This window comes from Nocardioides thalensis (assembly GCF_013410655.1).
GTDB classification, from domain to species: Bacteria; Actinomycetota; Actinomycetes; order Propionibacteriales; family Nocardioidaceae; genus Nocardioides; species Nocardioides thalensis.
On record NZ_JACCFP010000001.1, the window covers coordinates 1968879 to 1994168 of the forward strand.

The window sequence follows — 25290 nt, forward strand, 5'->3', positions numbered from 1 at the left end:
GTGACGGGCAGCCCGGTCGGCCTCCGTGCCGCAACGACAGAAGACGCGCCGATCCTCGCCGAGCTCGCCGTCGCCGCCTACTCGATCTACCTGCCGCGGCTGCCAGCGGGCGTCCGCCCCGGGCCGCTCCAGACCGACTACCAGGCCGCCGTCGAGCGGGACGAGGTGTGGGTCGCCGAGCTCGACGACGGGGTGGTCGCGGGCTTCCTGATCCTCGTCCGGCAGGAGGACCACCTGCTTCTCGAGAACGTCGCTGTCCACCCGGCGTTCCAGGGACGAGGCATCGGCCGCGCGTTTCTCGAGCTCGCGGAGCAGCGAGCGGCTGCGTACGAGCTTCCGTCGATCCGGCTGTACACCCATGCGGTCATGGTGGAGAACCAGCAGCTCTACGAGCGGTGGGGCTACGTCGAGACTGCTCGACGTCGGGACGGCGAGTTCGAGCGAGTCTTCTACGAGAAGGACCTCTGAGGCCCCGACAGGTCGTCGATCGGAAGCGTGGTCCGCAGGCGCGCAAGTCCTTCGCGTGCATACGACTTCACCGTGCCGAGCGAGAGCCCGAGACGGGCGGCGGTCTCGCGCTCGGTGAGGTCCTCGTAGTAGCGCAGCACGACCACGGCGCGCTGGCGTGGCGAGAGCTTCAGCAGGGCCGCGCGCAGGATGTCGCGCTCGGACCCGTCATCGGCGCCGACAGGGGAGTCGGGCAGCACGGCCGTTGAGACCTCCCGCCAGCGCCGGCGCCGCCAGCGGTTGATGCTCTCTCGGGCGAGCACTCGCCGCACGTAAGGCTCGGGGTGGTCGGCGATCCGCGACCACTTGGGCACGACCTTGATGAGCGTCGTCTGGACGAGGTCCTCGGCGTCGGCATGCGACCCGGTCAGCAGGTACGCCGACTTGAGGAGCGCGCCGCGGCGCGCGGCGACGAACGACTCGAAGTCGTCACGGCCGGACACGGCGCCTCCATCGGAGTACTGCGATGCCGCCCGCGAGGACGACAGCGACGCCGCCGCCGAGGACGAGACGCGGGTCCCACTGCGACGGGGGCTCGGGCGCGTCGTACGTGGGTGCCGCCCACGCGTCTGCGGCCACGAGGGGCTGGATCAGCCAGTCGGTCTGGCTCTGGTTGTCCACGAGGACGGTGCTTTCGCCCGTGCGCACGTCGACCGCCAGGAAAGGAACGCTCGACGCGGACCGATCGGTGAAGCGGCGGACAACGACGGTCCGCTCATCACGCCAGGCGACCACTTGGTGAGCTCTGGCTTCAGGGACGCGCGTGAGATCGACCGTCCCATCGCGGGCGATCGTCCCGACGACGAGGGGAGCACCCGCGCCCGAGTCGGTCCGGCTCGGGCCGTCAGTATCGAGATCCCCCGCGATCTGTCCACCGGGCCCGAGGGCGGCGTGCTCGGCCGGGAGATCCATTCGGATCCTGACGGGCTCGGCCCCGTCGAGGCTGAGTCGTGCGGTACGACCCTGCACCGACATCAGGATGTCGTCGCCGTAGGCACTCGCCTCGTAGAAGTCCGGGGCGAACGGAGCCTCCTTCCAGCCTGCGGTCGGGGCCCACTGCCAGGGGTCACCCCCGCGCGAAAGTGTGCGCGTCTTGTCGGCGAACCGGTAGGCGTCGACCCACAGGGTGTGACCGGTCCAGATCATGCCCTCCGGTGACATGCCCCAGGGGGCATCGAAGTCCCGCCGATCGGTCTCTCCGGTCACCGTGTCGTAGACGGCCACTCCTTCGACGAAGACGTCGGACGAGCTCGATGCGGTGGCCGTCCAGAATGCCAAGTAGCGCCCGTCCGGGGACAGCGCGACATCGGGAAGGCTGCTGTTCGTCAAGGCGTCGACTGGCAGATCGAGGAAGCGGTAGTCCCCGGTCTCGCCAGAGACGCCGACCACGCCGTAGTCGCCGCCGGTCCACGACGACCGCTCAGCACCGATCACGGCCACGAGCGGTCCGATGGGCCCGGATTCCTCGGTGCCGGGCAGCCAGCCGCTCGGCTCGTAGAACCGGTCCGGCAGCCGCAGCTCGGCCTCCGCCGACGCGGGTGCGACCGGACCCGGCGACTGCTGCCACCAGCCGATCCCGAGTGCAGCGACCAGGGCAACCGTGGCGCCGGCGATCACCTGGGTGCCCCGGCGGCGTCGTACCAACCGGCGCCCCCGATCCCAGAGATCCGGCTCGGCCTGGCCTGCGGGCGCGTCGGCGGCGAGGTCGACGAGGCGGTCGTGCAGCGTGGTCATGGTGTCCTCCAGGGTGGGGCTTCACCCATCACCACGCCACGACCCACTCCGAAGGAGGGGGCTCGGGTCGAGAAATCTCAGTCGCGAGCGGTGAGCACCAGCGGACCGTCGGCAGTGATGGCGACGGTGTGCTCCACGTGCGCGCCGCGCGAGCCGTCGGCCGAGCGGATGGTCCAGCCGTCGGGGTCGAACACGATCTCGTCGGTGGTGTGCAGGAACCACGGCTCGATCGCGATGACCAGGCCGGGCCGGAGCTTGAGGCCGCGGCCGGCGGGGCCGTCGTTGGGCACGTGCGGCTCGCCGTGCATGGTGCGGCCGACACCGTGGCCGCCGAACTGGAGGTTGACGCCGAGACCGTCGGCGCGGGCGACCGAGCCGATCGCGTGCGAGATGTCGCCGAGCTTGTTGCCGGCCTGGGCGGCGGCGATGCCGGCGTCGAGCGCCCGCTGGGCGGTGTCGATCAGCCGGAGGTCCTCCTCGCGCGGCGTGCCGACCACGACCGACAGGGCCGAGTCGGAGACCCAGCCGTCGACCGAGGCGGCGAAGTCGACGGACAGCAGGTCGCCGTCCTGGAGCACGTAGTCGTGGGGGAGCCCGTGCAGGACCGCGTCGTTGACCGACGTGCAGAGCACCTTGCCGAACGGGCTGGCGCCGAACGAGGGGTGGTAGTCGATGTAGCACGACTCTGCGCCGGCGTCCTTGATCATCCGGTGCGCCAGCTCGTCGAGCTCGAGCAGGTTGACCCCCACCGCAGCCTTCTCGGCGAGTGCGCTGATCACCGAGGCGACGAAGCGCCCGGCAGGACGCATCTGCTCGATCTGGGTCGGGGTACGGAGCTCGATCACCCGCCCAGCCTACGGGGTTTCGAGGCTCGGCCGCGGGCGGCCTCGCACCTCAACCACCGAGAGGGGATCAGTCGCGGAACTCGGGAGCGCGCTTCTCCTTGCGGGCGGCGACGGCCTCCTCGAAGTTCTGCGTGAGCAGCCGGACCAGCAGCTGGCCTGTCCCCTCGGCGTGCATGTGCTGCTCGAAGGAGGAGGCGTCGAGGGAGTCGACCAGGGTCCGCTTGGTCAGCTCGACACCGGGGCGGCTCCACCGGGTGATGTCCGCCGCCGTCTCCAGGCACGAGTCGAGCAGCTGGTCGTCGGGCACGACCCGCGAGACGAGGCCGATGGCCGCCGCCTCGGTCGCGTCGACGTCGCGGCCGGTGAGCATGATCTCGGCGGCGCGCGACGACCCGATGGCGCGGGGGAGCAGGTAGGAGAGCCCGAGCTCGCTGGCGGTGAGGCCGTTGTTGATGCCTGCTGCCCGGAAGTACGCCGACTCCGCGGCCACCCGTACGTCGCACGCCAGCGCGAGGCACAGCCCGCCGCCGATCGCCGGGCCGTTGACCGCGGCGATGACCGGCTGGTGCATCTTGCGCAGCGTCACCTGGATCTCGTCGAGCAGCTCCATCGCCCGCAACGCGATGGTCACGGCGGTGAGCCCGCCGATGTTGGGCATCCGGCCCCGCTCGCCGCTCTGGTCCGCGCCGGAGCAGAACCCGCGCCCGGCGCCGGTGAGGACCACGACCCGCACCGCGTTGTCGTCGGAGATGCCGCGCAGCACGTCGCGGAGCGGCACCATCACGTCGAACGCCATCGAGTTCATCCGCTCGGGGCGGTTGAGCGTGACGACCGCGACGTCGTCCTTGGGGCGGTCGACGAGGACGAAGCCGTGGCCCTCGGTCATCGGTCGTGGCCCATCAGTTGGTGGGCTTGTCGGCGCCGACGACCCACATCGCGAAGAACTGCGACCCGCCGCCGTAGGCGTGGCCCAGCGCCTTGCGCGCCCCGTCGACCTGGTGGTCGCCCGCGGCGCCGCGCACCTGGAGCGCCGCCTCGCCGAACCGCAGCATCCCGGACGCGCCGATCGGGTTGGACGAGAGCACGCCGCCGGAGCAGTTGATCGGGAGCTTGCCGTCCATGCCGGTCTCGCCGGCCTCGGTCAGCTTCCACCCGGCGCCCTCCTCGGTGAAGCCGAGGTTCTCCAGCCACATCGGCTCGAACCAGGAGAACGGCACGTAGATCTCGGCCGCGTCGATCTCCTCGAGCGGGTTGGTGATGCCGGCCTGCCGCCAGAGCGTCGCGGCCGCCTCGCGGCCCGCCTGCGGGTTGACCTGGTCGCGCTCGGCGGCGGTCGTGGGCTCCGAGCGCATCACCGTGCCGTGGATCCAGGCCGGGTTGCTCGAGCTGCGCGCAACGTCCTCGTCGACGATCACCAGCGCGCATGCGCCGTCGGACGACGGGCAGGTCTCGTCGTAGCGGATCGGGTCCCAGAGCATGGTCGAGCCGAGGACCTGCTCGACGGTCTTCTCCTCGCGCAGGTGGGCGTAGGGGTTGTTCAGTGCGTTGGTGCGGTCCTTCGCCGCGACCATGGCGCCGACCTCCGTCGGCGCGCCCGACCGCCGGATGTACGACCGCACGTGGGGAGCGAAGTAGCCACCCGCACCGGCGTGCACCGGCATCACGAACGGCACGGGCACGGACAGCGCCCACATCGCGTTGGACTCCGACTGCTTCTCGAACGCGACGGTCAGCACCTTCTTGTGTACGCCCGCCTGGACGAGGGACGACGCCACGATCGCCGTGGAGCCGCCGACCGAGCCGGCGGTGTGCACGCGGAGCAGCGGCTTGCCGGCAGCGCCGAGCGCCTCGGCGAGGTACAGCTCGGGCATCATCACGCCCTCGAAGAGGTCGGGGGCCTTGCCGACGACGATCGCGTCGATCTCGTCGAGCGTCATGCCGGCGTCCTCGAGGGCCCGGTCCATCGCCTCCCGGCACAGGCCGGCCATCGAGACGTCCTCACGCTTCGCGCGGTGGTGGGTCTGCCCGACCCCGACGACCGCCGCAGGAACCTTCGCCATCTCTACTTCGCCTCCATCACGCACACGAGGTTCTGCTGCAGGGCCGGTCCGCTGGTCGCGTGGCCCGCCACCTTGTCGGCGGTCCCGTCCCACACCCGGCGAGCCGCCTCGCCGATCCGGATCGCGCCGCCGGTGAACATCGGGTTGCCCGCGAGCGGTCCGCCCGACGGGTTGATCCGTACGTCGTCCGCGAGCCCGAGCGCACCGCGGAGGATGACCTCCTGGTGGCTGAACGGCGCATGCACCTCGGCGATCTCGACGCCGTCGAGGCCGCCCACTGACGCGGCGGCCCGCTCGGCGGACTCCGACTGGGTGAGGTCGCGGGTGCCGAGGTGGAGGCCGTCGGACACGTGGCCGAGACCGGTGATCCAGGCCGGCCGGTCGCGCACCTCGCGGGCACGGTCGCCGGCCGCCAGCACGATCGCGGCCGCGCCGTCGGTCACCGGGGCGCAGTCGTGCTTGCGCAGCGGGTCGGCGAACATCGGCCGGGCCAGGAGGTCCTCGACGGACGACCCGCCCGCGCGGACGGCGTACTCGTTCTTCTCGGCGTCGGTCAGGGAGCGGTCGACGACCTCGGCCATCGCCCGCTCGTCCCACAGGCCCGCGTCGATGCCGAGGCGCGCCTGGAGGGCGGCGATCGAGACGGTGTCGGGCCACAGCGGCGTCATCGTGTACGGGTCGAGCTGCAGCGCGAGCGTACGGCGCAGCACGCCCGCGGAGGACTTTCCGAAGCCGTAGACCAGGGCCGTGTCGACCTCGCCGGTCTGGATCTTCAGCCAGGCCTCGTAGAGCGCCCACGCGGCGTCCATCTCCACGTGCGACTCGTTGACGGGCGGCAGCACGCCGATCGCGTCGATCGCCGACACGAACGAGAACGCCCGTCCGGCGAGGTAGTCCGACGAGCCGGAGCACCAGAACCCGATGTCCTTCTTGGTCCAGCCGGTCTGCTCGTAGCACTCCGCGAGCAGCGGCACCAGCAGCTCCGCGCACTGCGGCGACCCGTCGTAGTCGGTCATCTGTCGCTGGGCGAACCCGACGACGGCAACGTCTCTCATGATCCGCTCCTCACAGGTGCTGCTTGTAGGTCTCGTAGTCCGCGTCCGGGTCACCGGTCGGCGCGAAGTGGCTGATGTTCTCGATCGTGGTGCCCCACTCCTCGCGCGGCTTCCAGACGGCCTTCACCCGCAGCCCCATCCGCACCTCGTCCGCCGGGATGTCGAGGATCAGGTGCTGGATCGCGATGTCGGCGCCGTCGAGCAGCACGTAGGCGGCGACGTACGGCGGCTTGATCTTCTGGCCCTGGAACGGCACGTTCACGATGCAGAAGGTCGTGACGGTGCCGGTGTCGGACAGCTCGATCTCGCCCTCGGTCGGGACGCCGTCGACCGGGCACGCGGGCCGCGGCGGCACGTAGACCTTCTGGCACTTCGGGCACCGCTGGCCGAGGATCCGGCCCTCCGAGAGGCCGCGGAAGAACGCGGACTCCTCCGGGGAGGCGGCGTAGACGTAGTCGAGGCTGACCGGGGTGATGATCCCGCTCACCGCGTCGCCTTCCTCGGTGGTCGAGGTGCGAGGCGCCCCGGTGCCGAGCCTCGACACCTCCGAGGACCCGTCCGGCTCGAACACGAAGTCCGTGATCACTCCCGCCCGCTCCTCGGCCCACCGCGCCCGTACCCGCATCCCGGTGGACATCTCCTCCGGGCCCGCCGCGTCGACGGCGTGCAGGATCGGCGCGTCGGCGCCGTCGAGGGTCACCAGCGCGAACGCGAACGGCCGGTCGAAGGGCTGGCCGGCGACCGGCTCGCTGACCCACGTCCACGAGGTCACGGTCCCGGTGTCGGGGAGGTCGACGAAGTCGGCGGTCGCCCGGTGCGTGAGAGGGTCGAACTCGGGCGGCGGTACGACGACCCGGCCGTCGCTCGTGCGTGCTCCCACGAAGCGGCCTTCGCGAAGGCCGGTCAGGAAACGACCGAGCACCGGGCCGACCGATCGAGTGTAGTCGAAGGCGACCGTCACGGGCGCCTGCAGGGTGCGGCTCATGCGGCAAAGTGAAACACGTTCTAGTATTCGGATCAACGACCACCCGGAGGTATGAGATGAAGCTGGGCCTGCAGCTGGGCTACTGGGGCGCGCAGCCCCCGACGGGGACCGCGGAGCTCGTGGCCGCGGCGGAGGAGGCCGGTTTCGACGCCGTCTTCACGGCGGAGGCGTGGGGGAGCGACGCGTTCACCCCGCTGGCGTGGTGGGGGCGGGAGACCTCCCGGGTGCGCCTCGGCACGTCCATCGTGCAGATGTCGGGGCGGACGCCGACGTCGATCGCGATGCACGCGCTGACGCTCGACCACCTCACCGGCGGCCGCGTGGTCCTCGGCATGGGCGTGAGCGGCCCGCAGGTCGTCGAGGGCTGGTACGGCCAGCCGTTCTCGAAGCCGCTCGCGCGCACGCGTGAGGTCGTCTCGATCATCCGCAAGGTGCTGGCCCGCGAGGCGCCCGTCACCAACGACGGCCCGCACCACCCGCTGCCCTACAACGGCCCCGGATCGGTCGGTCTCGGCAAGCCGCTCAAGCCGATCGTGCACCCGCTGCGCGCCGACATCCCGATCTGGCTCGGTGCCGAGGGTCCGAAGAACGTCGCGCAGACCGCCGAGATCGCGGACGGCTGGATCCCGATCTTCTACACGCCGAAGAGCGCCGGCATGTACCAGCCGTGGCTCGACGAGGGCTTCGCGCGGCCCGGCGCCCGCCGGACGCGCGACTCGTTCGAGATCGCGGCCACCTGTCACCTCCAGGTCGTCGAGGACGGCGACGAGAAGCAGGCCGTCGTCGAGGCGATGAAGCCGTTCGTCTCCCTCTACATGGGCGGCATGGGTGCGAAGGAGCAGAACTTCCACCACCAGGTCTTCACCCGCATGGGGTACGGCGCGCTCGCCGACAAGGTCCAGGAGCTCTACCTGTCGGGGCGCAAGGACGAGGCGACCGCGCTGATCCCGGACGAGCTGGTCACCGACATGCACATCATCGGGACCGCGTCGGAGGTGAAGGAGCGGGTCGCCCAGTGGGAGGAGACGGGCGTGACCACGCTGCTCCTCAGCTGCCGGAGCGCCGGCGAGATCCGCCAGGTCGCGGAGCTGCTCGCCTGACCGGGGCGCGTCTGCTTGCGCGAATCCGTGACGGTGTCGGAGCCAGCGACTAGCGTTGCTCCATGCTGCGGCATCCCCACGAGAACGTCGCGACGGTCCTGGTGGACCCGCGCGTGCTGGAGGACGTCGAGCTGACGCTGATGGAGCTCGACCTGCGGGTGTGGCCGGTGCGCACCGCGCCGATCTGCGTCGACGGCCCGCGCACGGAGTTCCAGGTCCGGCGCCGCCTGATCATGCAGAAGCGTGGCGCCTGGGACGACGCGGCCGAATGGGTGCCGGTGTGGATCAGCTTCGGTGACAGCTGGCGCCGGGGCGCCGACCCGCTGCCGTGGGAGGCCCACCAGACGCTGTGGCGCACCCTCGAGGGCTACGCCGACCACGTGCGCTACCAGAAGCGACTGGGCGGGGTCCGGCCGCTCGAGGTGCCCGCGGAGCGGGTCTCGTAGGCGCCCGCCCCTCAACCGGTCAGCAGGTCGCGCTCGCGGGCGAAGGTCAGTGCCCGGGCGACCAGGTCCTCCTGCTCCTCGCGGAAGAAGCCCGCGGTGTGGGTGCTCAACAGCACGGTGATGTCCTCGCGTTGGTGGTGCACCAGCTTCCGGTCGTCGTGTCGCTCGCCCGCGGGAGCGGTGGGCCGCGCGCCCGGCGGGGCCGGTAGCAGGACCGCGCCGCGCGCACGCTCCGACGCCGCGAGGTTCAGCTCCGCGGCGTAGACCAGGCGACCGTGGATCCCGCCTCCCAGGTCGCCCCGCATCGCGGCCACCACGCGGCCGGGCACCGGGAGCGAGGGAAACGCGCGGTGCAGCTCGTCGACGTCCTCCATCGCGAGTCCGAGTCGCGTCGCGACCTGGATGTAGCCGTCGCGCCACGCCGGCGTCACCTCGGGGTGCTCCGACCTGGGCGACGGGAGCGGCTCGGAGAACGGGCGCGGGGACAGCTCGGGCAGGCAGGCGTCCGCGACAGCGTCCGCGATCGTCACTGCGTCCGCGGCGAGCTGGTCGAGCGCCGACGGGTCGAGCAGGTAGCCGTTGCGACGCACCACCAGCGTGCCGCGGAGGAGCAGGACGCCGAAGTACGGGTCCGCGTGACGGCGGGCCAGCACCTCGCGCACCGGCCCGGAGAGCATGCGGCTCAGCAGGTCGTGGCCGACCGGGTGCACGTGCGTCCGCAGTCGCCAGCCCGGAAGGCCGGCCGGCTCGAGGGCGATCTGGTGGGTGAAGTCGTAGGGCGCGAGCTTGTCGCGGCGGTCGAGCCGGGTGAGGAACAACTGGAGCACGCTCTCGGGCACGTGGGTCGCGACGACGGTCGTCGGGATCCACACGGCGTCGGTGTCCAAGGGCTCGCGCGGGCTGTGGTCGGTCGGCGGGTCGAGGAAGTCGCCGATGATCGGGATGTCGGTGCGGTTGGGCCAGCTCGGCATCCACCACCGGCCACCGGTCCGCACGACCGAGCCGTGGAGGGTGCCGCTGACGTTGGGGGAGCCGGTGACCGGCACCTCCATCAGCTGGTGCATGAGCACGCCGTACCGGCCACCGGGGAGCTCGCCGCGCAGCACGCTGTAGCGGTACTCGTCGAAGCCCGGCGCCGCCGCGGCGAAACCCAGTGGCCGCGCGTGGTCGAGCCACGCGAGCCCGCGGGCGGCGCCGTACTCGCGGAGCTCGGCGGGCGGGCGTCCCGCCCGTGCGTCCGCGACGTCCTCCGGGGCGAAGGCGGCATAGCCGTGGTTGCGGGGGCGCTTCGCCATGCCGGGGAACGTACCGCCGCCGTCGCCGGTGGACGTGGATCTTGCGAGGGCCGGCTCAGCCGATCGCGCGGAACTCCGCCCAGGTGGCCTGCATCCGGGTGACCTGGCCCGGCGTGAACTCGAACATGCAGCTGTCCTGCGTGTAGTCCATGAAGTTGTGGATCGGGTCCGAGCCCGCGGCCGCGCAGGTGTCGCGGCCGACCGGGCACTGGAACGCCGGCGACGCCTCGGCAGGCGTGTCGCCCACGTGGTCGCCCGGCTCGGTGCAGCCGCCCTGGAAGGTGTGGAACAGCCCGAGCCAGTGGCCGACCTCGTGGGTGGCCGTGTCGCCCTCGCCGTAGATCGCGAACGCCGTGCTGTCGCCGGTGTCACCGGCGACCTGGGGCAGCGACCGGTAGTCGAGCACGACGCCGTCGAAGAAGCGGGGCAGCGCCTCGCCGGTCGTCGGGGCGAAGTCCCACGGCAGGTAGGCCCAGCCGAGCAGGAACTGGCCGAGGCTGGCGGTGTAGATGTTCAGCGTCTCGGAGTCGCCCTCGTGCAGGCGCTGCTTCATCTTGATCTCCTTGCCGCTGCCCCGGAAGTAGCGCGGGTCGGAGCCGTTGGCGGAGATCAGGTTGAACCACTGCGGCTCGTAGGTCCGGGTGACCTCGACCAGGTCGAAGGAGAACCCGGAGCCGGCGTACGCGTCGTTGAGGACGTCGATCTGCGCCTCGATCCGCTCCTGCGACAGGTTGCCGCCGGCGTTGCCGCGGTCCTTGGCGACCACGTGGAAATGCACCGGGATGGTGCCCGGCTCCGCGGCCGCCGCGGCTGCGGACCTCGTCGTACGCCGCTCCGCGAGCACCTCTGCGAGCGGGTCCTGGCGCACGATCTGGTGGTCGTCGCGGGGGATGAAGCCCTTCGGGGCCTCGGCGACCTCGCCGTAGTCGGTGCAGTCCTCCCCGCCGGCGGAGGGCGCCGCGACCGAGACGCCGGGTGCCGAGGTGAGGAAGCCGACGGCGAGGCTGGCGGCTGCGAGACGGGTGACGACGCGGGACCTGACGACCATGACAGTGCCTTTCCGAGACGGGGATGGCTCAGGTTAGGCCCGAATCGCGCCCATGGACAGCCCCGTCGCGGAGCGCGCTTGTCCCCGAATAGAACACGTTCTAGTCTGCTCGCCATGGACACGATGCGGATGCCCGGTCACAACGGTCACCTGATGGTGGCGGCGCTCAAGCGACACGCCCAGCGCCCGATCGTCCACCTCGGTGACGTGACGCTCACGGGCAAGGAGACGGCCGACCGGATCTCGCAATACATCCAGGCCTACGAGTCCCTCGGCGCCGGCCGCGGCACCCCCGGGGCGCTCCTCGCGCTCAACCGCCCCGAGGTGCTGTTCATCATGGGCGCCGGGCAGACCCAGGGCTACCAGCGCACGTCCCTGCACCCGCTCGGGTCCGCCGACGACCACGCCTACGTCATCAACGACGCCGGCATCACGACGATCACGATCGACCCCTACTTCGCCGACCGTGCCGTCGAGCTGCTCGACAAGTGCCCGGGCCTCAAGCAGGTGCTGACCATCGGCCCCGTCCCGGACGCCCTCGCCGAGGTGGGCACCGACCTGACCGCCGTTGCGGCGTCGTTCGAGCCGCGGCCGTTCGAGGCGGCGCTGCTCGAGCCCGACCACACGACGTCGATCACCTACACCGGCGGCACCACCGGCAAGCCGAAGGGCGTGATCGGGCAGGTGCGCGCGTTCTCGACGATGACCCAGGTGCAGATGGCCGAGTGGGAGTGGCCCGAGGAGCCGCGCTTTCTCATGTGCACCCCGCTCTCGCACGCCGGCGCGGCCTTCTTCGTGCCGGTCGTGCTCAAGGGCGGCACGCTCTTCGTCTCCTCCCGCTTCGACCCCGCCGAGGTGCTCGCGACCATCGAGGAGAAGCGCATCAACTCGCTGATGCTGGTGCCGACGATGCTCTACGCACTGATGGACCACCCCGACAGCCGCACCCGGGACCTCTCCTCCCTGGAGACCGTCTACTACGGCGCGTCGGCGATCAATCCGGTGCGCCTGAAGGAGGCGATCGAGCGGTTCGGGCCGGTCTTCGCCCAGTACTACGGCCAGTCCGAGGCGCCGATGGTCATCAGCTACTTCGCCAAGCGCGACCACGTCGACGCCGACGGGAAGCCGATCGAGTCCCGGCTCACCTCGTGCGGCCGGCCGTCGGCCTACGTCCGCACCGCCCTGCTCGGCGAGGACGGTACGCCGGTCGCGCCCGGTGAGCCGGGGGAGATCTGCGTCGCCGGCCCCCTGCTCGCCGGCGGCTACTGGCAGCTGCCCGACGAGACGGCGCAGACCTTCCGCGACGGCTGGATGCACACGGGCGACGTCGCCCGCGAGGACGAGGACGGCTTCTGGCACATCGTCGACCGCACCAAGGACATGATCGTGACCGGCGGGTTCAACGTCTTCCCGCGCGAGGTCGAGGACGTCGTCGCGCAGCACCCGGCGGTCGCGCAGGTCGGTGTCATCGGCGTGCCCCACGAGAAGTTCGGCGAGGCGGTCACCGCGGTCGTCGTGCTCAGGGAGGGGCACGAGCTCACCGACGACGTCGTCGCCGAGATCCAGTCCATGGTCAAGGAGCGCAAGGGCTCCGTGCAGGCGCCGAAGCAGGTGATCGCCGTCGACGCCCTGCCGCTCACCGGCCTCGGCAAGCCGGACAAGAAGGCGCTCCGCGCGCAGTTCTGGACGGGGGACCGGAGCGTCGGCTGACGGTCCTTGCCGGATGGGGTGAGATGGCCCCATGCGGCTGCGCAACGGACAGCACGGCTACGGCGCCGTCACCAAGGCGCTGCACTGGCTGACCGTGGCGCTGTTCGCCACGCAGTTCGTCGTGGGCTACACGATGGACACCGACCCGGACCTGCCGCAGGTGGAGTGCGACCCGGTGGGCGAGGGACGCAGCGGCGGCGACACCTCCGACGCGGAGGACGAGCGGCTCGACCGGGTCGAGGAGCGCTGCGAGGCGCGCGAGGACGCTCGGGAGCAGGCGGCGGAGGAGCAGATCCCGACCCTGCACGTGGTTCTCGGCATCGCGATCCTCGCGGTCGGCCTGGTGCGGGTCGCCTGGCGCCGGCTGACACCGCTGCCGCCGTGGGACCCGCGGCTCTCGACCACCGACCAGCGCGTGGTCCACGCGACCGAGGCGGTCCTGCTCTCCCTGATGTTCGTCGTGCCCGCGACCGGCCTGCTCCTCGTCGCCGACCGCGACCTCGTGGCCCTGCACGTGGTGGCGCACGTCTGCTTCTTCGTGGCGCTCGGCGCACACCTGACGATGGTGCTCGGGCGGCGGCTGCTGCCGCGGATGCTCCCGGGGAGCCGCCCCGTCGCCTAGCGCGGCTGCTCGCCCCGCAGCTTGTCCATGACGTGCGGAGGGATCCGGTCGAGGATCGCGTCCATGAAGTGGAGCTTGGCCTCGACCTCCTGCGGGCTGTGCTCGCCGTTGCGGATGACGAGCATCGAGTCCTGCTCGAACCGCCAGGCCAGGTGCGGGTGGTGGCGGACCACGTCGAGGATCCCGGGGTGCAGCACGTCGCGCGCGAACTCGGGGGAGTGCGACGTGACCGTGAACGCCTGGTCGAACGCCGGGTCCCCGATGGGTATGTCGCGGCCGGTGACCGCGTTGACGAGGCGGCCGAAGGTGCCGGTCGGCGCCACGGACAGCCCCGGTGTCTGCACGCCGAGGTTGAGCGCGACGACCGAGTGCGTGTGGGTGCTGCTCGAGCGGTCGTCGCCGCTGCCCGACGTCGTGGTGTAGCGGTAGTCGAACGCCACGAACGGTCGGCCGTCGTGCCGTCCGAGGAGCACGTTGGTCGCGGCCATGCTGTGCCCGCGACCGAACGGAGCGCCGTGGAACCGCCCGACCAGGGACGGGTCGGCGGGCCGGTACTCCCACTCCTTGTGGTGCGCGAAGCCCGCCATCCCCTGCTGCCGCTCCCGCGCCCGGCGCTGCCCGACGATCGCGAGCCCGATGACCAGGGCGAACAGGCCGACCACGACCAGGCCGAACAGGAGGAACAGAAGGATCCCGGCTTCCATGGCCGGACGCTACCCGCGCGGGCGGCGTACCTAACTCAACGCCCCTTGAACTCCGGCTTCCGCTTCTCCAGGAACGCCCGCGGGCCCTCCTTGGCGTCGTCGGAGGAGAACACCGCCGCACCGATCTTCGCGTCGGCCGCCCAGCACTCGTCCTCGTGCTTGCCCTCGGACTCCCGCATCGTCCGCAAGATCGCCTGCACGGCGAGCGGCCCGTTGGCGGCGATCATGTCGGCGATCTCGTGCGCCTTCGCCAGCGCCTCGCCGTCCGGCACCACGTGGCCGATCAGTCCCAGCTCCTTCGCCTCCGGTGCGAGCAGCGTGCGGCCGGTGAGCAGCAGCTCGGCGGCGACGGTGTAGGGGATCTGGCGAGGCAGCCGTACGGCGCTGCCGCCCATCGGGTAGAGGCTCCACCGCGCCTCGGCCACACCGAACTTCGCCGACTCGCCCGCGACCCGGATGTCGGTGCCCTGGAGGATCTCGGTCCCGCCGGCAATCGCGGGGCCCTCGACCGCCGCGATCAGCGGCTTGGTGAGACGGAAGCCCTTGAGCAGCCCCTTGATGACCGTCGGGTCGTACTCGCCGGACTCGAAGCTCTCCGACGGCGGCTTCTCGTTCGCGGTCTTCAGGTCCATCCCCGCGCAGAAGTAGCCGCCGGCGCCGGTCAGGATGCAGACCCGGATCTCCTGGTCCTCGTTCACCCGGTCCCAGGCTTCCTCCATGATCCGCAGCATCTCCGTCGACAGCGCGTTGCGCCGCTCGGGCCGGTTCATGGTGACGATCAGCTTGTGGCCGTCCTGCTCGACGAGGCAGTCGGGCGACGTGCGGACGGGTGCGGCATCGGTGCTCATACGAACCACGCTAGCGAAAAAGTGAAACGTGTTCTACTCTCGCGACGTGGCCTTGAACATCGCTGACCTCTTCGAGCACGCCGTCGACGCCGTACCCGATGCCCCTGCCGTGCAGGTGGGGGAGCGCACCGTCACCTTCGCCGGGCTGGAGGCCGACTCCAACCGGCTCGCCCACTTCCTCGCGAGCCGCGGGATCGGCGCCGGTGACCACGTCGGGCTCTACGCCAAGAACAGCATCGAGCACGTCATCGCGCTGCTCGCGATCCTCAAGGTCCGCGCAGTGGCGATCAACGTGAACTACCGCTACGTCGCGGGCGAGCTCGACTACATCTTCGACAACGCCGACCTCAAGGGCCTGGTGCTCGACCGGGTCTACAGCGACCTGGTCGCCGAGGTGTCTCCGAAGCACGAGAAGCTCCAGACCTTCGTGGTGCTGCCCGACCCGATCGAGGTCGACGACGCCTCCGACGTCTCCCCGTTCGGCGGCGTGCTGCTGTCCGATGCGCTCGAGGGGCAGAGCGCCGAGCGCGACTTCGGCGAGCGCAGCCCCGACGACATCCACATCATCTACACCGGCGGCACGACGGGCTACCCGAAGGGCGTCATGTGGCGCCACGAGGACTTCTGGCGCGTGCTCGGCGGGGGCATCGACTTCATGACCGGCGAGCCGCTCGAGGAGTACGACCAGTCCAAGAAGGCGGCGGAGGGCAACAGCCTGGTGACGCTGCCGCTGAGCCCGCTCATGCACGGCGGGGCGCAGGCCTCGCTGCTGATGCACCTCTTCGCCGGCCAGGTGACCATCCTCGAGCCGAAGTTCGACCCGGTGCGCACGTGGGAGCTCGTCGACAAGCACCAGGTGCAGATGCTCTTCATGACCGGAGACGCCATGGCGCGCCCGCTGATCGAGGCCTACGAGGCGGGCGACTACAGCGGCCAGACGCTGTTCGCGATCGCGTCGAGCGCCGCGATCTTCTCCAAGTCCGTCAAGGAGCGCTGGATGGCGCGGTTCCCGAACGCCGTCTTCACCGACTCGATCGGCTCCTCCGAGACCGGGTTCCAGGGCACCGGCCTCCAGGACGCGAGCGCACTGTCGACCGACGGCCCGGTCGTGTCCATCCCGAAGACGACCGCGATCATCGCCGACGACGGCACGATCCTCGACCCGGCGACCGACATCGGCAAGATCGGCCGTACGGCGCGCGCGGGCAACGTCCCGGTCGGCTACTACAAGGACCCCGAGAAGTCCGCGCGCACGTTCGTCGAGATCGACGGCGTCCGCTACTCGATCCCCGGCGACTACGCCCGGATCGAGGAGGGCAACCGGATCACCCTGCTGGGCCGCGGTTCCAACTGCATCAACACCGGCGGGGAGAAGGTCTACCCGGAGGAGGTCGAGCAGGCGATCAAGGCGCACCCGTCCGTCTACGACACGCTCGTCGTCGGCCTGCCCGACGACAAGTACGGCCAGACCGTCGCGGCTGTCGTCCAGCCGCGGGAGGGCGAGACCGTCGAGCTCGAGGAGCTGCGGACGTTCCTGCGCAGCCACATCTCCGGCTACAAGCTGCCCCGGTTCCTGACCCTCGTCGACCAGATCCCGCGCAACGCGACCGGCAAGGCGCAGTACCCGAAGGCCAAGGACCTCGCGATCGCCGCCCAGACCGCCGGCACCGCCCAGACCTCCGACAGCACCGCCGTCCCGAACGGAGCCAACGTCTGATGCGCACCCCGCTGTGCGATGCCTTCGGCATCGACTACCCGATCTTCGCGTTCACCCCGTCCGAGCACGTCGCCGCGGCGGTCTCGCGTGCCGGCGGCCTGGGCGTCCTCGGCTGCGTCCGGTTCAACGACGCCGAGGAGCTCGACCGCACGCTGACGTGGATGGACGAGAACACCGACGGCAAGCCGTACGGCGTCGACGTCGTGATGCCGATGAAGGTGCCCGAGGAGGTCAAGGGACTCGACGTCTCCTCGATGATCCCCGAGGACCACAAGAAGTTCGTCGACGACACGCTGCGCAAGCTCGGCGTGCCGCCGCTGCCGGAGGGCGAGGGCCGCGAGGGCGTGCTGGGCTGGCTGCACTCGGTCGCGCGGTCCCACGTCGACGTCGCGCTCCAGCACCGCCCGGTGCTGATCGCCAACGCGCTCGGCTCGCCGCCGGTGGACGTCATCGAGCAGTGCCACGCCGCCGGCCTGAAGGTCGCGGCCCTGGCCGGGGCGCCCAAGCACGCGCTCAGCCACGTCAACAACGGCGTCGACATCATCGTCGCCCAGGGCTACGAGGCCGGCGGCCACACCGGCGAGATCGCCAGCATGGTGCTCACACCCGACATCGTCGACGCCGTCGGTCCCGACGTGCCGGTGCTCGGTGCCGGCGGCATCGGCTCCGGCCGCCAGATCGCCGCTTCGCTCGCACTCGGCTCGCAGGGCGTGTGGACCGGCTCGATCTGGCTCGGCACCGAGGAGTACCGCAACCTCACGAGCAACCAGGGCTGGGAGACCGCGTTCCTGCGCGCCACCTCCTCCGACACCACCCGCACCCGCATCTACACCGGCAAGCCGGCGCGACTGCTCAAGACGAAGTGGACCGAGGCCTGGGCCGAGGACGACGCTCCCGAGCCGCTGCCCATGCCGCTGCAGAACCTGCTCGTCGCCGACGCGCACAACCGCATCAACGCCTCCGGCGACCCCGACGTCATCTCGATGCCCGTCGGCCAGATCGTCGGGCGGATGAACGAGGTCCGACCCGTCGCCCAGGTCATGGCCGACCTGGTCGCCGAGTTCGAGGCGACGGTCAAGAAGCTGGACGGCCTGGCGGGGATCTGACACGGTGACGCGCATGACCGCCGGCCCGCTCCGCCGGCTCGCCGTCGCCGGTGCGGCGGCCGCGGCCCTCGTCGCCGGCGCCGTGGCGGGGATGGGCTCCTCGTCCGCGGAGCTGCCGCTGCACGGCGTGCCGCGGGCCGACTGCGCGCCCGGCGACCTCGTGGAGACCGGCATCCAGGGTCGGGTGCCCACCGCCGACTACGACTCGGGCCGCGCCGCGCAGGGGTACACGTGCAACACGGTGGCCGTCGGCCGCCACGGCAGGTCCGGCGGGTTCAAGGTCCAGCGCTACACCGACGCCGCCGGCCGCACCTGCGCCTACTACGACTCGACCCGGATGCTGGGCACCAACCTCGACAACCTGCTCAACGAGACCGGGCTCGGCGTCGTGGTGCTCGACATGACCGATCCCGCGCACCCGCGCAAGACGGCCAACCTGATCACGCCCGCCATGCTCAGCCCCCACGAGTCGCTGCTCGTCAACCAGGAGCGCGGGCTGCTCGCGGGCGTGATGGGCACGGCCGCGACGGCACCCGGGATCCTCGACGTCTACGACATCAGCCAGGACTGCCGGCGGCCGCGGCTGATGTCGTCCACCATCTCGGCCGTCTTCGGTCACGAGAGCGGGTTCGCCCCCGACGGCAGGACGTTCTGGTCGGCGGGCGCCGCGGGCTTCACCCTCACCGCCGTCGACCTCACCAACCCGCGCGCCCCGAAGCGGATCTTCACGAAGACCGGCGTCGTCTACCACGGGCTCCGGCTCTCCGACGACGGCCGCACGATGTACGTCGCCAACATGGGCACGCCCAACCAGAACAGCATCCTCGACGACCCGGGCCTGCACATCCTCGACGTGTCCGAGGTCCAGGACCGCAAGCCGAGCCCCCAGGTGCGGACCCTGTCCGAGCTCGGCTGGCCGGAGGCGTCGATCCCGCAGGTCGCCGAGCCGTTCACCCGCGACGGCCGGCAGTACGTCCTCGAGGTCGACGAGTTCACCGACTGGTTCGGGCACAACTGGAAGGTCGACTTCCTGCGCAGCGGCGTCGGTGCCGCACGCATCATCGACGTCACCGACCCCCGGGCGCCGTACGTCGTCTCCAACGTCCGCCTCGAGGTGCACGACCCGGCGCTGCGCGACGACGACGTGCTGTCCGACCCCGGCGCCAACCAGGTCATCAAGAGCTACTCCGCGCACTACTGCTCGGTGCCGACGCGCGACGAGCCGCAGATCGCGGGCTGCTCGATGATCGCCTCGGGCCTGCGGCTGTTCGACATCTCCGACCTCGAGAACCCGCGCGAGGTGGGCTACTTCAACCAGCCCGGCACCGACGGCGGCAACGCCCTGTCGCAGCCCGCCTGGGACCTCGAGCGAGGACAGGTCTGGTACACCGACGCCGACGACGGCCTGTACGTCGTGGGCCTGCGCGGGCGTGCCCGCGAGCTGCTCGGTCCCTGACGGGGCCGGTCGTCGCCGTCAGAACGCCGAGACCGACTCCGGCGCGCGCTGCGGACGGCTGAGCGCACGCACCACGGCGGCCTGCCCGTGTCGTCGTACGGCGACGCCGGCGAGCAGCCGCAGCACCTCGGCGACCAGGTCGTCGGGGAACTCCGGCGTCGGCAGCCCGACGCTCGCCGCGAGGTCGTCGGAGTGGACGACGATCTCCATCGCCCGGGTGGTGAGGAAGTCCTCGGTGGTGAGCGACCAGCCCTGCCAGGGGATGTGCACCTGGTCGGGCACGCGATGCGTCTCGAGCGCCGAGGGCAGCAGGTCGAGGGCGTGCGCGGCCTGCTCGAGCACCCGCTCGGGACCTCCCTCGGCACCGGCGTCGGCCGACTCGCGGATCGTCACGTTGGCCTCGTCGTCCTGCCCCGCCTCGACCCAGGCCGCTCGGGCGTAGTGGTCGAGCAGCCCGATCGGGGGCTCCGCGACGGGCTCCATCTGGACGAGCCGCACCGTGTTGGACGCCTGCTGGAGCAGGTGGTGGGCCAGCCCGCCCACGGTCATGCCGGCACAGGCGCTCTCCTCGCCCCAGCGGTCGGCGACCTCGCTCGCGGACGCGAGGTCGAAGGCGGTCTTGGCGGCGACGACGAATGACGTGCGGTTCACGGAGCCGAGCGTACGGCGTCAGGCGTCGGCGAGGGACCTGCCGATCGCCAGGGCCTGCTCGGTGGCGCCGCCGAAGAGGAACTCGAACCGCTTCGCGCTCGTGAAGTAGCGGTGGGCCTCGCCGTCGAGGTCGATGCCGACGCCCCCGTGCACGTGGACCGTCGTGTGCGCGAGCCGGTGGCCCGCGTCCGCGGCCCAGAGCTTCGCGACCGCGACCTCCGTCGCGGCCTGCAGGCCCTCGGCGAGCCGCCAGACCGCCTGCCAGAGCGTGAGCCGCTGGCCGAGCACGTCGATGAAGCCGTCGGCGAGCCGCTGCGAGACCGCCTGGAACGTCGCGATCGGCCGGCCGAACTGCTCACGTGACTTCGCGTACGACGACGTCAGCGTGAGCGCGCCCTCGGTGACGCCGAGCTGCTCGGCGGCGGCGAGGACCGTCAGCAGCTGTCCGAGGCGCTCGGCCGCTGCGGCGTCGCCGACCTTCGTCGACGGCGTGCCGGCGAACGTGACGAGGGCGGTCGCGTCGCCGTCGCTCGTGTGCTGGGCCTGGCGGTCGGTGGCGCCCGCGTCGACCAGGTGGACGCCGACCCCCTCGGGACCGGTCGCGGTCACCAGCAGCACGTCGGCCGCCATGCCGGCACGGACGAGCGTCTTGGTGCCGGTGAGGGCGCCGGACCCGTCGGCGGTGACGGTCGGGGTGGCGGGCAGGTGGGAGCGCTCCTCGGCGACCGCCGCGGCGTACAGGCCCGCGTCGGCAGCCTCGCCGGCGTCGGCGAGGAACCGGACGCAGGCACCGTGGACGGCGAGCGGCACCGGGGCGACCTTGCGGCCGACCTCGACGAGCACACGTGCGAGGGTGACGAGGTCGAGGTCCGCCCAGTCGAACGCCTCGCCGAGCGTGGCCCACAGCTCCCGGTCGAACCGGTCGCCGGCGGCCTCGACCTGCTTCATCCGCGCGGGCGTGGCCTTGTCGCCGACGATCCGCGCCGCCAGTGCCGCGGCCTCGTCCTGCTCGGGTGTGAAGAGAAAGTCCATGGGGTGCCCCTTACCGCTTCGCCGCGGGCAGCCCGAGGCCCACGTAGCCGATGATGTCGCGCTGGATCTCGTTGGTGCCGCCGCCGAACGTCATCACCAGTGAGGACCGGTGGAAGCGCTCGAGGCGCCCGGCGAGCGCCGCGCCGGGGGAGTCGCCGGTGACGCCGGCGTGCGGGCCGACGACCTCCATCAGGCTGCGGTAGACCTCGGTCGCCAGCTCGGAGCCGTAGATCTTCGTCGCCGACGCCTCGGCGGGGGAGAGCGCGACGCCGTGGTCGGCGTCGGCGGCGAGCTTCCAGTTGATCAGCGAGAGCGCCTCGATGCGCGCGTGCGCGCGGCCGAGCGCGATCCGCACCCACTCGGTGTCGATCACGCGTGACCCGTCGGGGTTGCGGGTCTCGGCGGCCCAGTCGCGCACCAGCTGGAGCGAGTGCACCAGGGGAGCGGCCGAGGTGAGCGCCACCCGCTCGTGGTTGAGCTGGTTGGTCATCAGCGCCCAGCCGCCGCCGCGCTCGCTGATCAGGTTGGAGGCGGGCACGCGCACGTCCTCGTAGTACGTCGCCGAGGTCCCGACGCCGGCGACCGTGTGCACCGGGGTGTAGGAGACGCCCTTCGCGTCGGCCGGCACCAGGATCATCGACAGGCCCTTGTGACGCGGGGCGTCGGGCTCCGTGCGGCACGCCAGCCAGATCCAGTCGGCGTACTGGATCAGCGATGTCCACATCTTCTGGCCGTTGATCACCCACTCGTCGCCCTCCAGCGTCGCCCGCGTCTGGAGCGAGGCGAGGTCGGTGCCCGAGCCGGGCTCGGAGTAGCCGATCGAGAAGTGGAGCTCGCCGGCGAGGATCTTCGGGAGGAAGTACTCCTTCTGCTCGTCGCTGCCGAAGCGCATGATCGTGGGCCCGACCGTGTTGAGGGTCAGGTAGGGGATCGGCACGCCGGCGATGGCCGCGACGTCGGTGAAGATCAGCTGCTCGACCATGGAGCGGGCCTGACCGCCGTACTCCTTCGGCCAGCCGATGCCGAGCCAGCCGTCCTTGCCGATCTGGCGGATCACGTCCTTGTAGACGCCCGCCTCGCCGAACTCGCCGGTGGCCGACGCGAGCCCGGCGCGGATCTCGGGCGTCACGAGGTCGGCGAAGTACTCCTTGAGCTCCTCGCGCAGGGCGACCTGCTGCGAGTTGAGATTGATGTGCACAAGAGAAAACTATAACGTGTTCTACATGAGTGACACCCATGCCTCGAATGTGCGGAGCCTCGACCAGGGGACCACCCCCTTGCGCTACGCCAGGGGCTGGCACTGCCTCGGCCTGGCGTCCACCTTCGCGGACGGGAAGCCGCATGCGATCCACGGCTTCGGCACCAAGCTCGTCGTGTGGCAGGACAGCAAGGGCGAGCTCAACGTGCTCGACGGCTACTGCCGTCACATGGGCGGCGACCTGACCCAGGGCGAGGTGAAGGGTGACGAGGTGGCGTGCCCCTTCCACGACTGGCGCTGGGGCGGCGACGGCAAGTGCAAGCAGATCCCCTACGCCCGGCGGGTGCCGCTGCGGGCGCGCACCAAGCGCTACGAGACCGCGATCCGCAACGGCCAGCTGATGATCTGGAACGACCCCGAGGGCTCGGCCGCCGACCACGACCTGCTGCCGCCGGAGCTGCCCGACGTGCTGACGGACAAGTACACGCCGTGGTCGTGGCACATCAAGGAGATCAACGGCTCCCACTGCCGCGAGCTCATCGACAACGTCGCCGACATGGCGCACTTCTACTACGTGCACTTCGCGTTCCCCACGAGCTTCCGCAACATCTTCGAGGGGCACACCGCGACCCAGTTCATGGAGTCGAAGGGCCGGCCCGACAAGTCCGAGGGCGGCTACAGCGGCGAGGACTCCACGCTGAGCTCCGTGGCGACCTACTACGGACCGTCGTACATGATCAACTGGCTCACGGTCGACTACAAGGGATTCGTCACCGAGGTGATCCTCATCAACTGCCACATCCCGACCGGCCCCGACTCGTTCACGCTCCAGTACGGCATCAGCGTGAAGAAGCCCGAGGGACTCGACGACAAGACCGTCGACTACATCGCGGAGCGCTACACCGAGTCGTTCGGTGACGGCTTCCTCCAGGACGTGCACATCTGGGAGAACAAGGTCGCCGTCCAGAACCCGCTGCTGTGCGAGGAGGACGGCCCGGTCTACCAGCTGCGCCGCTGGTACGAGCAGTTCTACACCGACGTCGCCGACATCAAGCCAGAGATGACGGACCGGTTCGAGTTCGAGGTCGACACCACGAAGGCCAACGAGTACTGGCACGCCGAGGTGGAGGCCAACCTGGCGCGGCGTGCCGAGGAGCAAGCGACCGCGACCGCGGACGCCTGACCATGCCTTCCTTCGTCCCGACCAGCCAGGAGACGCTCGCCGACGCCGAGCGCTACACCCAGGCGCGGCTGGTGGACGTCCGGTGCCTCGACTGCCTGGCGCAGGTGCGCGTCAAGAAGAACAGCGAGCACCACACGTCGATCCAGTGGACCGCGGAGGCCATGGCTGCCTGCCCGCAACTGTGTCGAACGTCGCCATCCGATGACCGGGACAAGCACCGGGGATGCCCCCGGCTCGCGGCTAGCATCGACGCCGCGGTGCGCACGGGCGAGGTGCCCGTGGGCGCCGAAGACGGTTACTAGGATTTGGGAGACGCGTGGACATCGAGTCCTTCCTGCTGACGGTCGTCGATGTCGTCGACGAGACAGCGGACGCCCGATCGATCAGCTTCGCCGTGCCCGAGGGCGCGGAGGAGAAGTTCGTCTACCGACCCGGCCAGTTCCTCACCCTGGCGGTGCCGAGCGACCAGACCGTGATCGCCGCGCGCTGCTACTCCCTGTCGTCGAGCCCGCACGACGGCGGCCCGCTCACGGTGACGGTCAAGCGCACCGACGGGGGCTACGCGTCCAACTGGGTGTGTGACCACCTGACCGTCGGCGAGACGATCCGGGTGCTCCCGCCCTCGGGCATCTTCACCCCGGCCTCGCTGGACGCGGACTTCCTGCTCTTCGCCGGAGGATCCGGCGTGACACCGATCATGTCGATCACGCGCACCGCGCTGGCCGAGGGCAAGGGCAAGGTCGTCGTGTTCTACGCCAACCGCGACGAGAGGTCGGTGATCTTCGCCAAGGAGCTCACGCGGCTTGCCGCGGCGTACCCGGACCGGCTCCAGGTCATCCACTGGCTGGAGTCGGTGCAGGGGCTGCCCACGCCCGAGCAGATCAAGGCGTTCGCGTCGCAGTACCTGTCCTACGACGCCTTCGTGTGCGGGCCCGCGCCGTACATGAAGATGGTGACGACCGCGCTGCGGGAGCTGGACTTCCCGCGCGACCGACGCCACCAGGAGAAGTTCGTCTCGCTCGGCGGCAACCCGTTCGGCGACCTCGCGCAGCTGCAGGAGGCCGAGCAGGAGATCGCCCTCGCCGAGGCCGACGAGGACGGATCGGCCGCGGAGGTGTTCGCGCCCGGCGGACCGACCGCGCCGGTCAAGGTCGAGGTCGAGCTCGACGGCCAGGACTACACGTTCGACGACTGGGACCCGAAGACCAAGCTGCTCGACTTCCTCGAGAGCAAGGGCGTCCAGGCGCCGTACTCCTGCCGCGAGGGGGAGTGCTCGGCGTGCGCGATCCGGCTCCTGGAGGGCGAGGTCCACATGCTCCACAACGACGTGCTCGACGACGAGGACCTCGCGGACGGGATCCGGCTCGGCTGCCAGTCGCTGCCGGCGACCGACACCGTGAAGGTCACCTACAGCTGACCGCTGCCGGCTGGTCCTCCGGCCACCCCCAGAGCGGCCGGAGGACCGATCCGTTCACTAGGTACCTGTCATGGCCGCGACAGGTCGTTACGTCATCCGTGCGATCGGCCAGGGATGGTGCCGCCTGACCGGTTCGCTGGTAGCGTGGTCGGTGTTGAAGAGGCCCGGCCACCGGTCGGGTACTCCCGGGTCGTGAGGCTCGGTTCGCTGTAGTTGTACTTCCTGTGGTGACCACACGCTGGTCAGTCCTCGAGGCGCGGTGCAGGTGGTTTCAGCCCGCGCCGGCGCGGTGTCTGCGCGGACCTCGTAGGAGAAGAAGGAAGAACATCAAGATGGCTACTGGCATCGTCAAGTGGTTCAACGACACCAAGGGCTTCGGCTTCATCGCCCAGGACAGCGGCGAGGGCGACGTCTTCGTCCACCACACCGGCATCTCCGGCACCGGCTTCAAGTCGCTCGCCGAGGACCAGAAGGTCGAGTTCGACGTCACCCGCGGCCCGAAGGGCCTGCAGGCGGAGAACGTCCGCGCGGTCTGAGCGTCCGCTCGTCCTACGGGGCCCGTCAGTCACCT

At 70.8% G+C, this 25290-nt stretch carries 26 protein-coding genes; 12 read left to right on the plus strand and 14 right to left on the minus strand.

Annotated features, from left to right (window positions below; all coding sequences use genetic code 11):
* Positions 1 to 468 carry a GNAT family N-acetyltransferase gene (locus tag HNR19_RS22685; RefSeq protein WP_179667724.1) on the plus strand — a complete coding sequence of 156 codons (468 nt, stop codon included), beginning with the start codon at positions 1 to 3 and terminating at the stop codon, positions 466 to 468.
* On the opposite strand, the gene HNR19_RS09685 is transcribed toward HNR19_RS22685, so the two are convergent.
* The 7 genes from HNR19_RS09685 to HNR19_RS09715 all read right to left on the minus strand — a co-directional run bounded on the left by HNR19_RS09685 (position 450) and on the right by HNR19_RS09715 (position 7186).
* Positions 450 to 950 carry a SigE family RNA polymerase sigma factor gene (locus tag HNR19_RS09685; protein WP_179667725.1) on the minus strand — a complete coding sequence of 167 codons (501 nt, stop codon included), beginning with the start codon at positions 948 to 950 and terminating at the stop codon, positions 450 to 452. The two genes, HNR19_RS22685 and HNR19_RS09685, sit on opposite strands and share 19 nt — an antisense overlap.
* Positions 937 to 2124 (minus strand): hypothetical protein, encoded by a 1188-nt coding sequence (locus HNR19_RS09690; protein ID WP_179667726.1) that lies wholly within the window; start codon positions 2122 to 2124, stop codon positions 937 to 939. The genes HNR19_RS09685 and HNR19_RS09690 overlap by 14 nt, the downstream gene beginning before the upstream one ends.
* Positions 2125 to 2318: 194 nt before the next feature.
* The gene (map, locus tag HNR19_RS09695; protein ID WP_179667727.1) at positions 2319 to 3086 is read right to left on the minus strand and encodes a type I methionyl aminopeptidase; all 768 of its coding nucleotides are present in this window, start codon (positions 3084 to 3086) and stop codon (positions 2319 to 2321) included.
* 67 nt (positions 3087 to 3153) lie between these two features.
* Positions 3154 to 3972, minus strand: a complete 819-nt coding sequence (locus HNR19_RS09700; protein ID WP_179667728.1) for an enoyl-CoA hydratase — start codon at positions 3970 to 3972, stop codon at positions 3154 to 3156.
* 13 nt (positions 3973 to 3985) lie between these two features.
* On the minus strand, positions 3986 to 5146 hold the full coding sequence (locus HNR19_RS09705; protein ID WP_179667729.1) for a thiolase domain-containing protein: 1161 nt from the start codon (positions 5144 to 5146) through the stop codon (positions 3986 to 3988).
* Positions 5147 to 5148: 2 nt separating this feature from the next.
* Positions 5149 to 6201: a thiolase domain-containing protein gene (locus HNR19_RS09710; protein ID WP_179667730.1), complete on the minus strand. Its 1053-nt coding sequence runs from the start codon at positions 6199 to 6201 to the stop codon at positions 5149 to 5151.
* Between the two features lie 10 nt (positions 6202 to 6211).
* Complete coding sequence (locus HNR19_RS09715) at positions 6212 to 7186, minus strand: Zn-ribbon domain-containing OB-fold protein (protein WP_179667731.1); 975 nt, start codon at positions 7184 to 7186, stop codon at positions 6212 to 6214.
* A gap of 56 nt (positions 7187 to 7242) precedes the next feature.
* Here HNR19_RS09715 and HNR19_RS09720 point away from each other — a divergent pair, with 56 nt between their 5' ends.
* Entirely contained in the window at positions 7243 to 8286 is a 1044-nt protein-coding gene (locus tag HNR19_RS09720) for an LLM class F420-dependent oxidoreductase (RefSeq protein ID WP_179667732.1), read from the plus strand.
* Positions 8287 to 8348: 62 nt separating this feature from the next.
* A complete protein-coding gene (locus HNR19_RS09725) occupies positions 8349 to 8732 on the plus strand; it encodes a hypothetical protein (protein WP_179667733.1) in 384 nt (127 codons plus the stop codon).
* Positions 8733 to 8743: 11 nt separating this feature from the next.
* Here the strand turns inward: HNR19_RS09725 and HNR19_RS09730 are convergent, their stop codons facing one another.
* Positions 8744 to 10027, minus strand: coding sequence for a hypothetical protein (locus HNR19_RS09730; protein ID WP_179667734.1), 1284 nt, complete (start codon positions 10025 to 10027; stop codon positions 8744 to 8746).
* A 55-nt stretch (positions 10028 to 10082) separates the two neighbouring features.
* Positions 10083 to 11075 carry a zinc metalloprotease gene (locus HNR19_RS09735; RefSeq protein ID WP_179667735.1) on the minus strand — a complete coding sequence of 331 codons (993 nt, stop codon included), beginning with the start codon at positions 11073 to 11075 and terminating at the stop codon, positions 10083 to 10085.
* Between the two features lie 114 nt (positions 11076 to 11189).
* Here HNR19_RS09735 and fadD8 point away from each other — a divergent pair, with 114 nt between their 5' ends.
* The gene (fadD8, locus tag HNR19_RS09740) at positions 11190 to 12785 is read left to right on the plus strand and encodes a fatty-acid--CoA ligase FadD8 (RefSeq protein WP_179667736.1); all 1596 of its coding nucleotides are present in this window, start codon (positions 11190 to 11192) and stop codon (positions 12783 to 12785) included.
* A 31-nt stretch (positions 12786 to 12816) separates the two neighbouring features.
* Positions 12817 to 13407 (plus strand): cytochrome b, encoded by a 591-nt coding sequence (locus tag HNR19_RS09745; RefSeq protein WP_179667737.1) that lies wholly within the window; start codon positions 12817 to 12819, stop codon positions 13405 to 13407.
* On the opposite strand, the gene HNR19_RS09750 is transcribed toward HNR19_RS09745, so the two are convergent.
* Positions 13404 to 14111 (minus strand): type III secretion system chaperone family protein, encoded by a 708-nt coding sequence (locus HNR19_RS09750; protein WP_179667738.1) that lies wholly within the window; start codon positions 14109 to 14111, stop codon positions 13404 to 13406. The two genes, HNR19_RS09745 and HNR19_RS09750, sit on opposite strands and share 4 nt — an antisense overlap.
* Positions 14112 to 14146: 35 nt before the next feature.
* Positions 14147 to 14959, minus strand: a complete 813-nt coding sequence (locus HNR19_RS09755) for a crotonase/enoyl-CoA hydratase family protein (protein ID WP_179667739.1) — start codon at positions 14957 to 14959, stop codon at positions 14147 to 14149.
* A gap of 46 nt (positions 14960 to 15005) precedes the next feature.
* Between HNR19_RS09755 and HNR19_RS09760 the strand changes: the two genes are divergently transcribed.
* The 3 genes from HNR19_RS09760 to HNR19_RS09770 are packed head-to-tail and all read left to right on the plus strand — an operon-like array spanning position 15006 to position 19238.
* Positions 15006 to 16676 (plus strand): AMP-binding protein, encoded by a 1671-nt coding sequence (locus HNR19_RS09760; RefSeq protein WP_179667740.1) that lies wholly within the window; start codon positions 15006 to 15008, stop codon positions 16674 to 16676.
* Positions 16676 to 17782, plus strand: a complete 1107-nt coding sequence (locus tag HNR19_RS09765) for an NAD(P)H-dependent flavin oxidoreductase (RefSeq protein ID WP_179667741.1) — start codon at positions 16676 to 16678, stop codon at positions 17780 to 17782. Before HNR19_RS09760 ends, HNR19_RS09765 begins: the two co-directional genes overlap by 1 nt.
* Positions 17783 to 17795: 13 nt before the next feature.
* Entirely contained in the window at positions 17796 to 19238 is a 1443-nt protein-coding gene (locus HNR19_RS09770; protein WP_179667742.1) for an LVIVD repeat-containing protein, read from the plus strand.
* Positions 19239 to 19256: 18 nt separating this feature from the next.
* Here HNR19_RS09770 and HNR19_RS09775 read toward each other — a convergent pair whose 3' ends face one another.
* Genes HNR19_RS09775 through HNR19_RS23485 form a run of 3 tightly spaced genes read right to left on the minus strand, consistent with a single transcriptional unit; the run spans position 19257 to position 22119 of the window.
* Positions 19257 to 19889 carry a maleylpyruvate isomerase N-terminal domain-containing protein gene (locus tag HNR19_RS09775; protein ID WP_179667743.1) on the minus strand — a complete coding sequence of 211 codons (633 nt, stop codon included), beginning with the start codon at positions 19887 to 19889 and terminating at the stop codon, positions 19257 to 19259.
* 18 nt (positions 19890 to 19907) lie between these two features.
* On the minus strand, positions 19908 to 20921 hold the full coding sequence (locus tag HNR19_RS09780) for an acyl-CoA dehydrogenase family protein (RefSeq protein ID WP_179667744.1): 1014 nt from the start codon (positions 20919 to 20921) through the stop codon (positions 19908 to 19910).
* 10 nt (positions 20922 to 20931) lie between these two features.
* Positions 20932 to 22119 carry an acyl-CoA dehydrogenase family protein gene (locus HNR19_RS23485; RefSeq protein WP_179667745.1) on the minus strand — a complete coding sequence of 396 codons (1188 nt, stop codon included), beginning with the start codon at positions 22117 to 22119 and terminating at the stop codon, positions 20932 to 20934.
* A gap of 25 nt (positions 22120 to 22144) precedes the next feature.
* On the opposite strand from HNR19_RS23485, the gene HNR19_RS09790 reads away from it, so the two are divergent.
* The 4 genes from HNR19_RS09790 (at position 22145) to HNR19_RS09805 (ending at position 25255) form a co-directional block, all read left to right on the plus strand.
* Positions 22145 to 23302: a 3-ketosteroid-9-alpha-monooxygenase, oxygenase component gene (locus HNR19_RS09790; protein ID WP_179667746.1), complete on the plus strand. Its 1158-nt coding sequence runs from the start codon at positions 22145 to 22147 to the stop codon at positions 23300 to 23302.
* Between the two features lie 2 nt (positions 23303 to 23304).
* Positions 23305 to 23604 (plus strand): hypothetical protein, encoded by a 300-nt coding sequence (locus tag HNR19_RS09795; RefSeq protein ID WP_179667747.1) that lies wholly within the window; start codon positions 23305 to 23307, stop codon positions 23602 to 23604.
* A 14-nt stretch (positions 23605 to 23618) separates the two neighbouring features.
* Entirely contained in the window at positions 23619 to 24719 is a 1101-nt protein-coding gene (locus HNR19_RS09800) for a 2Fe-2S iron-sulfur cluster-binding protein (RefSeq protein ID WP_179667748.1), read from the plus strand.
* A 332-nt stretch (positions 24720 to 25051) separates the two neighbouring features.
* Entirely contained in the window at positions 25052 to 25255 is a 204-nt protein-coding gene (locus HNR19_RS09805) for a cold-shock protein (RefSeq protein WP_179667749.1), read from the plus strand.
* Positions 25256 to 25290 lie beyond the last annotated feature (35 nt).

Excerpts from the sequence above, each read along its gene's own strand:
- HNR19_RS09700 (WP_179667728.1), bottom strand. The coding sequence starts at position 3,972 with ATGACCGAGGGCCACGGCTTCGTCCTCGTCGACCGCCCCAAGGACGAC.
- HNR19_RS09780 (WP_179667744.1), bottom strand. The coding sequence starts at position 20,921 with ATGGACTTTCTCTTCACACCCGAGCAGGACGAGGCCGCGGCACTGGCG.
- HNR19_RS09710 (WP_179667730.1), bottom strand. The coding sequence starts at position 6,201 with ATGAGAGACGTTGCCGTCGTCGGGTTCGCCCAGCGACAGATGACCGAC.
- fadD8 (WP_179667736.1), top strand. The coding sequence starts at position 11,190 with ATGGACACGATGCGGATGCCCGGTCACAACGGTCACCTGATGGTGGCG.
- HNR19_RS09805 (WP_179667749.1), top strand. The coding sequence starts at position 25,052 with ATGGCTACTGGCATCGTCAAGTGGTTCAACGACACCAAGGGCTTCGGC.
- HNR19_RS09705 (WP_179667729.1), bottom strand. The coding sequence starts at position 5,146 with ATGGCGAAGGTTCCTGCGGCGGTCGTCGGGGTCGGGCAGACCCACCAC.
- HNR19_RS09770 (WP_179667742.1), top strand. The coding sequence starts at position 17,796 with ATGACCGCCGGCCCGCTCCGCCGGCTCGCCGTCGCCGGTGCGGCGGCC.
- HNR19_RS09750 (WP_179667738.1), bottom strand. The coding sequence starts at position 14,111 with ATGGAAGCCGGGATCCTTCTGTTCCTCCTGTTCGGCCTGGTCGTGGTC.
- HNR19_RS09730 (WP_179667734.1), bottom strand. The coding sequence starts at position 10,027 with ATGGCGAAGCGCCCCCGCAACCACGGCTATGCCGCCTTCGCCCCGGAG.
- HNR19_RS09790 (WP_179667746.1), top strand. The coding sequence starts at position 22,145 with ATGAGTGACACCCATGCCTCGAATGTGCGGAGCCTCGACCAGGGGACC.
- HNR19_RS09765 (WP_179667741.1), top strand. The coding sequence starts at position 16,676 with ATGCGCACCCCGCTGTGCGATGCCTTCGGCATCGACTACCCGATCTTC.
- HNR19_RS09725 (WP_179667733.1), top strand. The coding sequence starts at position 8,349 with ATGCTGCGGCATCCCCACGAGAACGTCGCGACGGTCCTGGTGGACCCG.
- HNR19_RS09755 (WP_179667739.1), bottom strand. The coding sequence starts at position 14,959 with ATGAGCACCGATGCCGCACCCGTCCGCACGTCGCCCGACTGCCTCGTC.
- HNR19_RS09745 (WP_179667737.1), top strand. The coding sequence starts at position 12,817 with ATGCGGCTGCGCAACGGACAGCACGGCTACGGCGCCGTCACCAAGGCG.
- HNR19_RS09795 (WP_179667747.1), top strand. The coding sequence starts at position 23,305 with ATGCCTTCCTTCGTCCCGACCAGCCAGGAGACGCTCGCCGACGCCGAG.
- HNR19_RS09735 (WP_179667735.1), bottom strand. The coding sequence starts at position 11,075 with ATGGTCGTCAGGTCCCGCGTCGTCACCCGTCTCGCAGCCGCCAGCCTC.
- HNR19_RS09715 (WP_179667731.1), bottom strand. The coding sequence starts at position 7,186 with ATGAGCCGCACCCTGCAGGCGCCCGTGACGGTCGCCTTCGACTACACT.
- HNR19_RS09720 (WP_179667732.1), top strand. The coding sequence starts at position 7,243 with ATGAAGCTGGGCCTGCAGCTGGGCTACTGGGGCGCGCAGCCCCCGACG.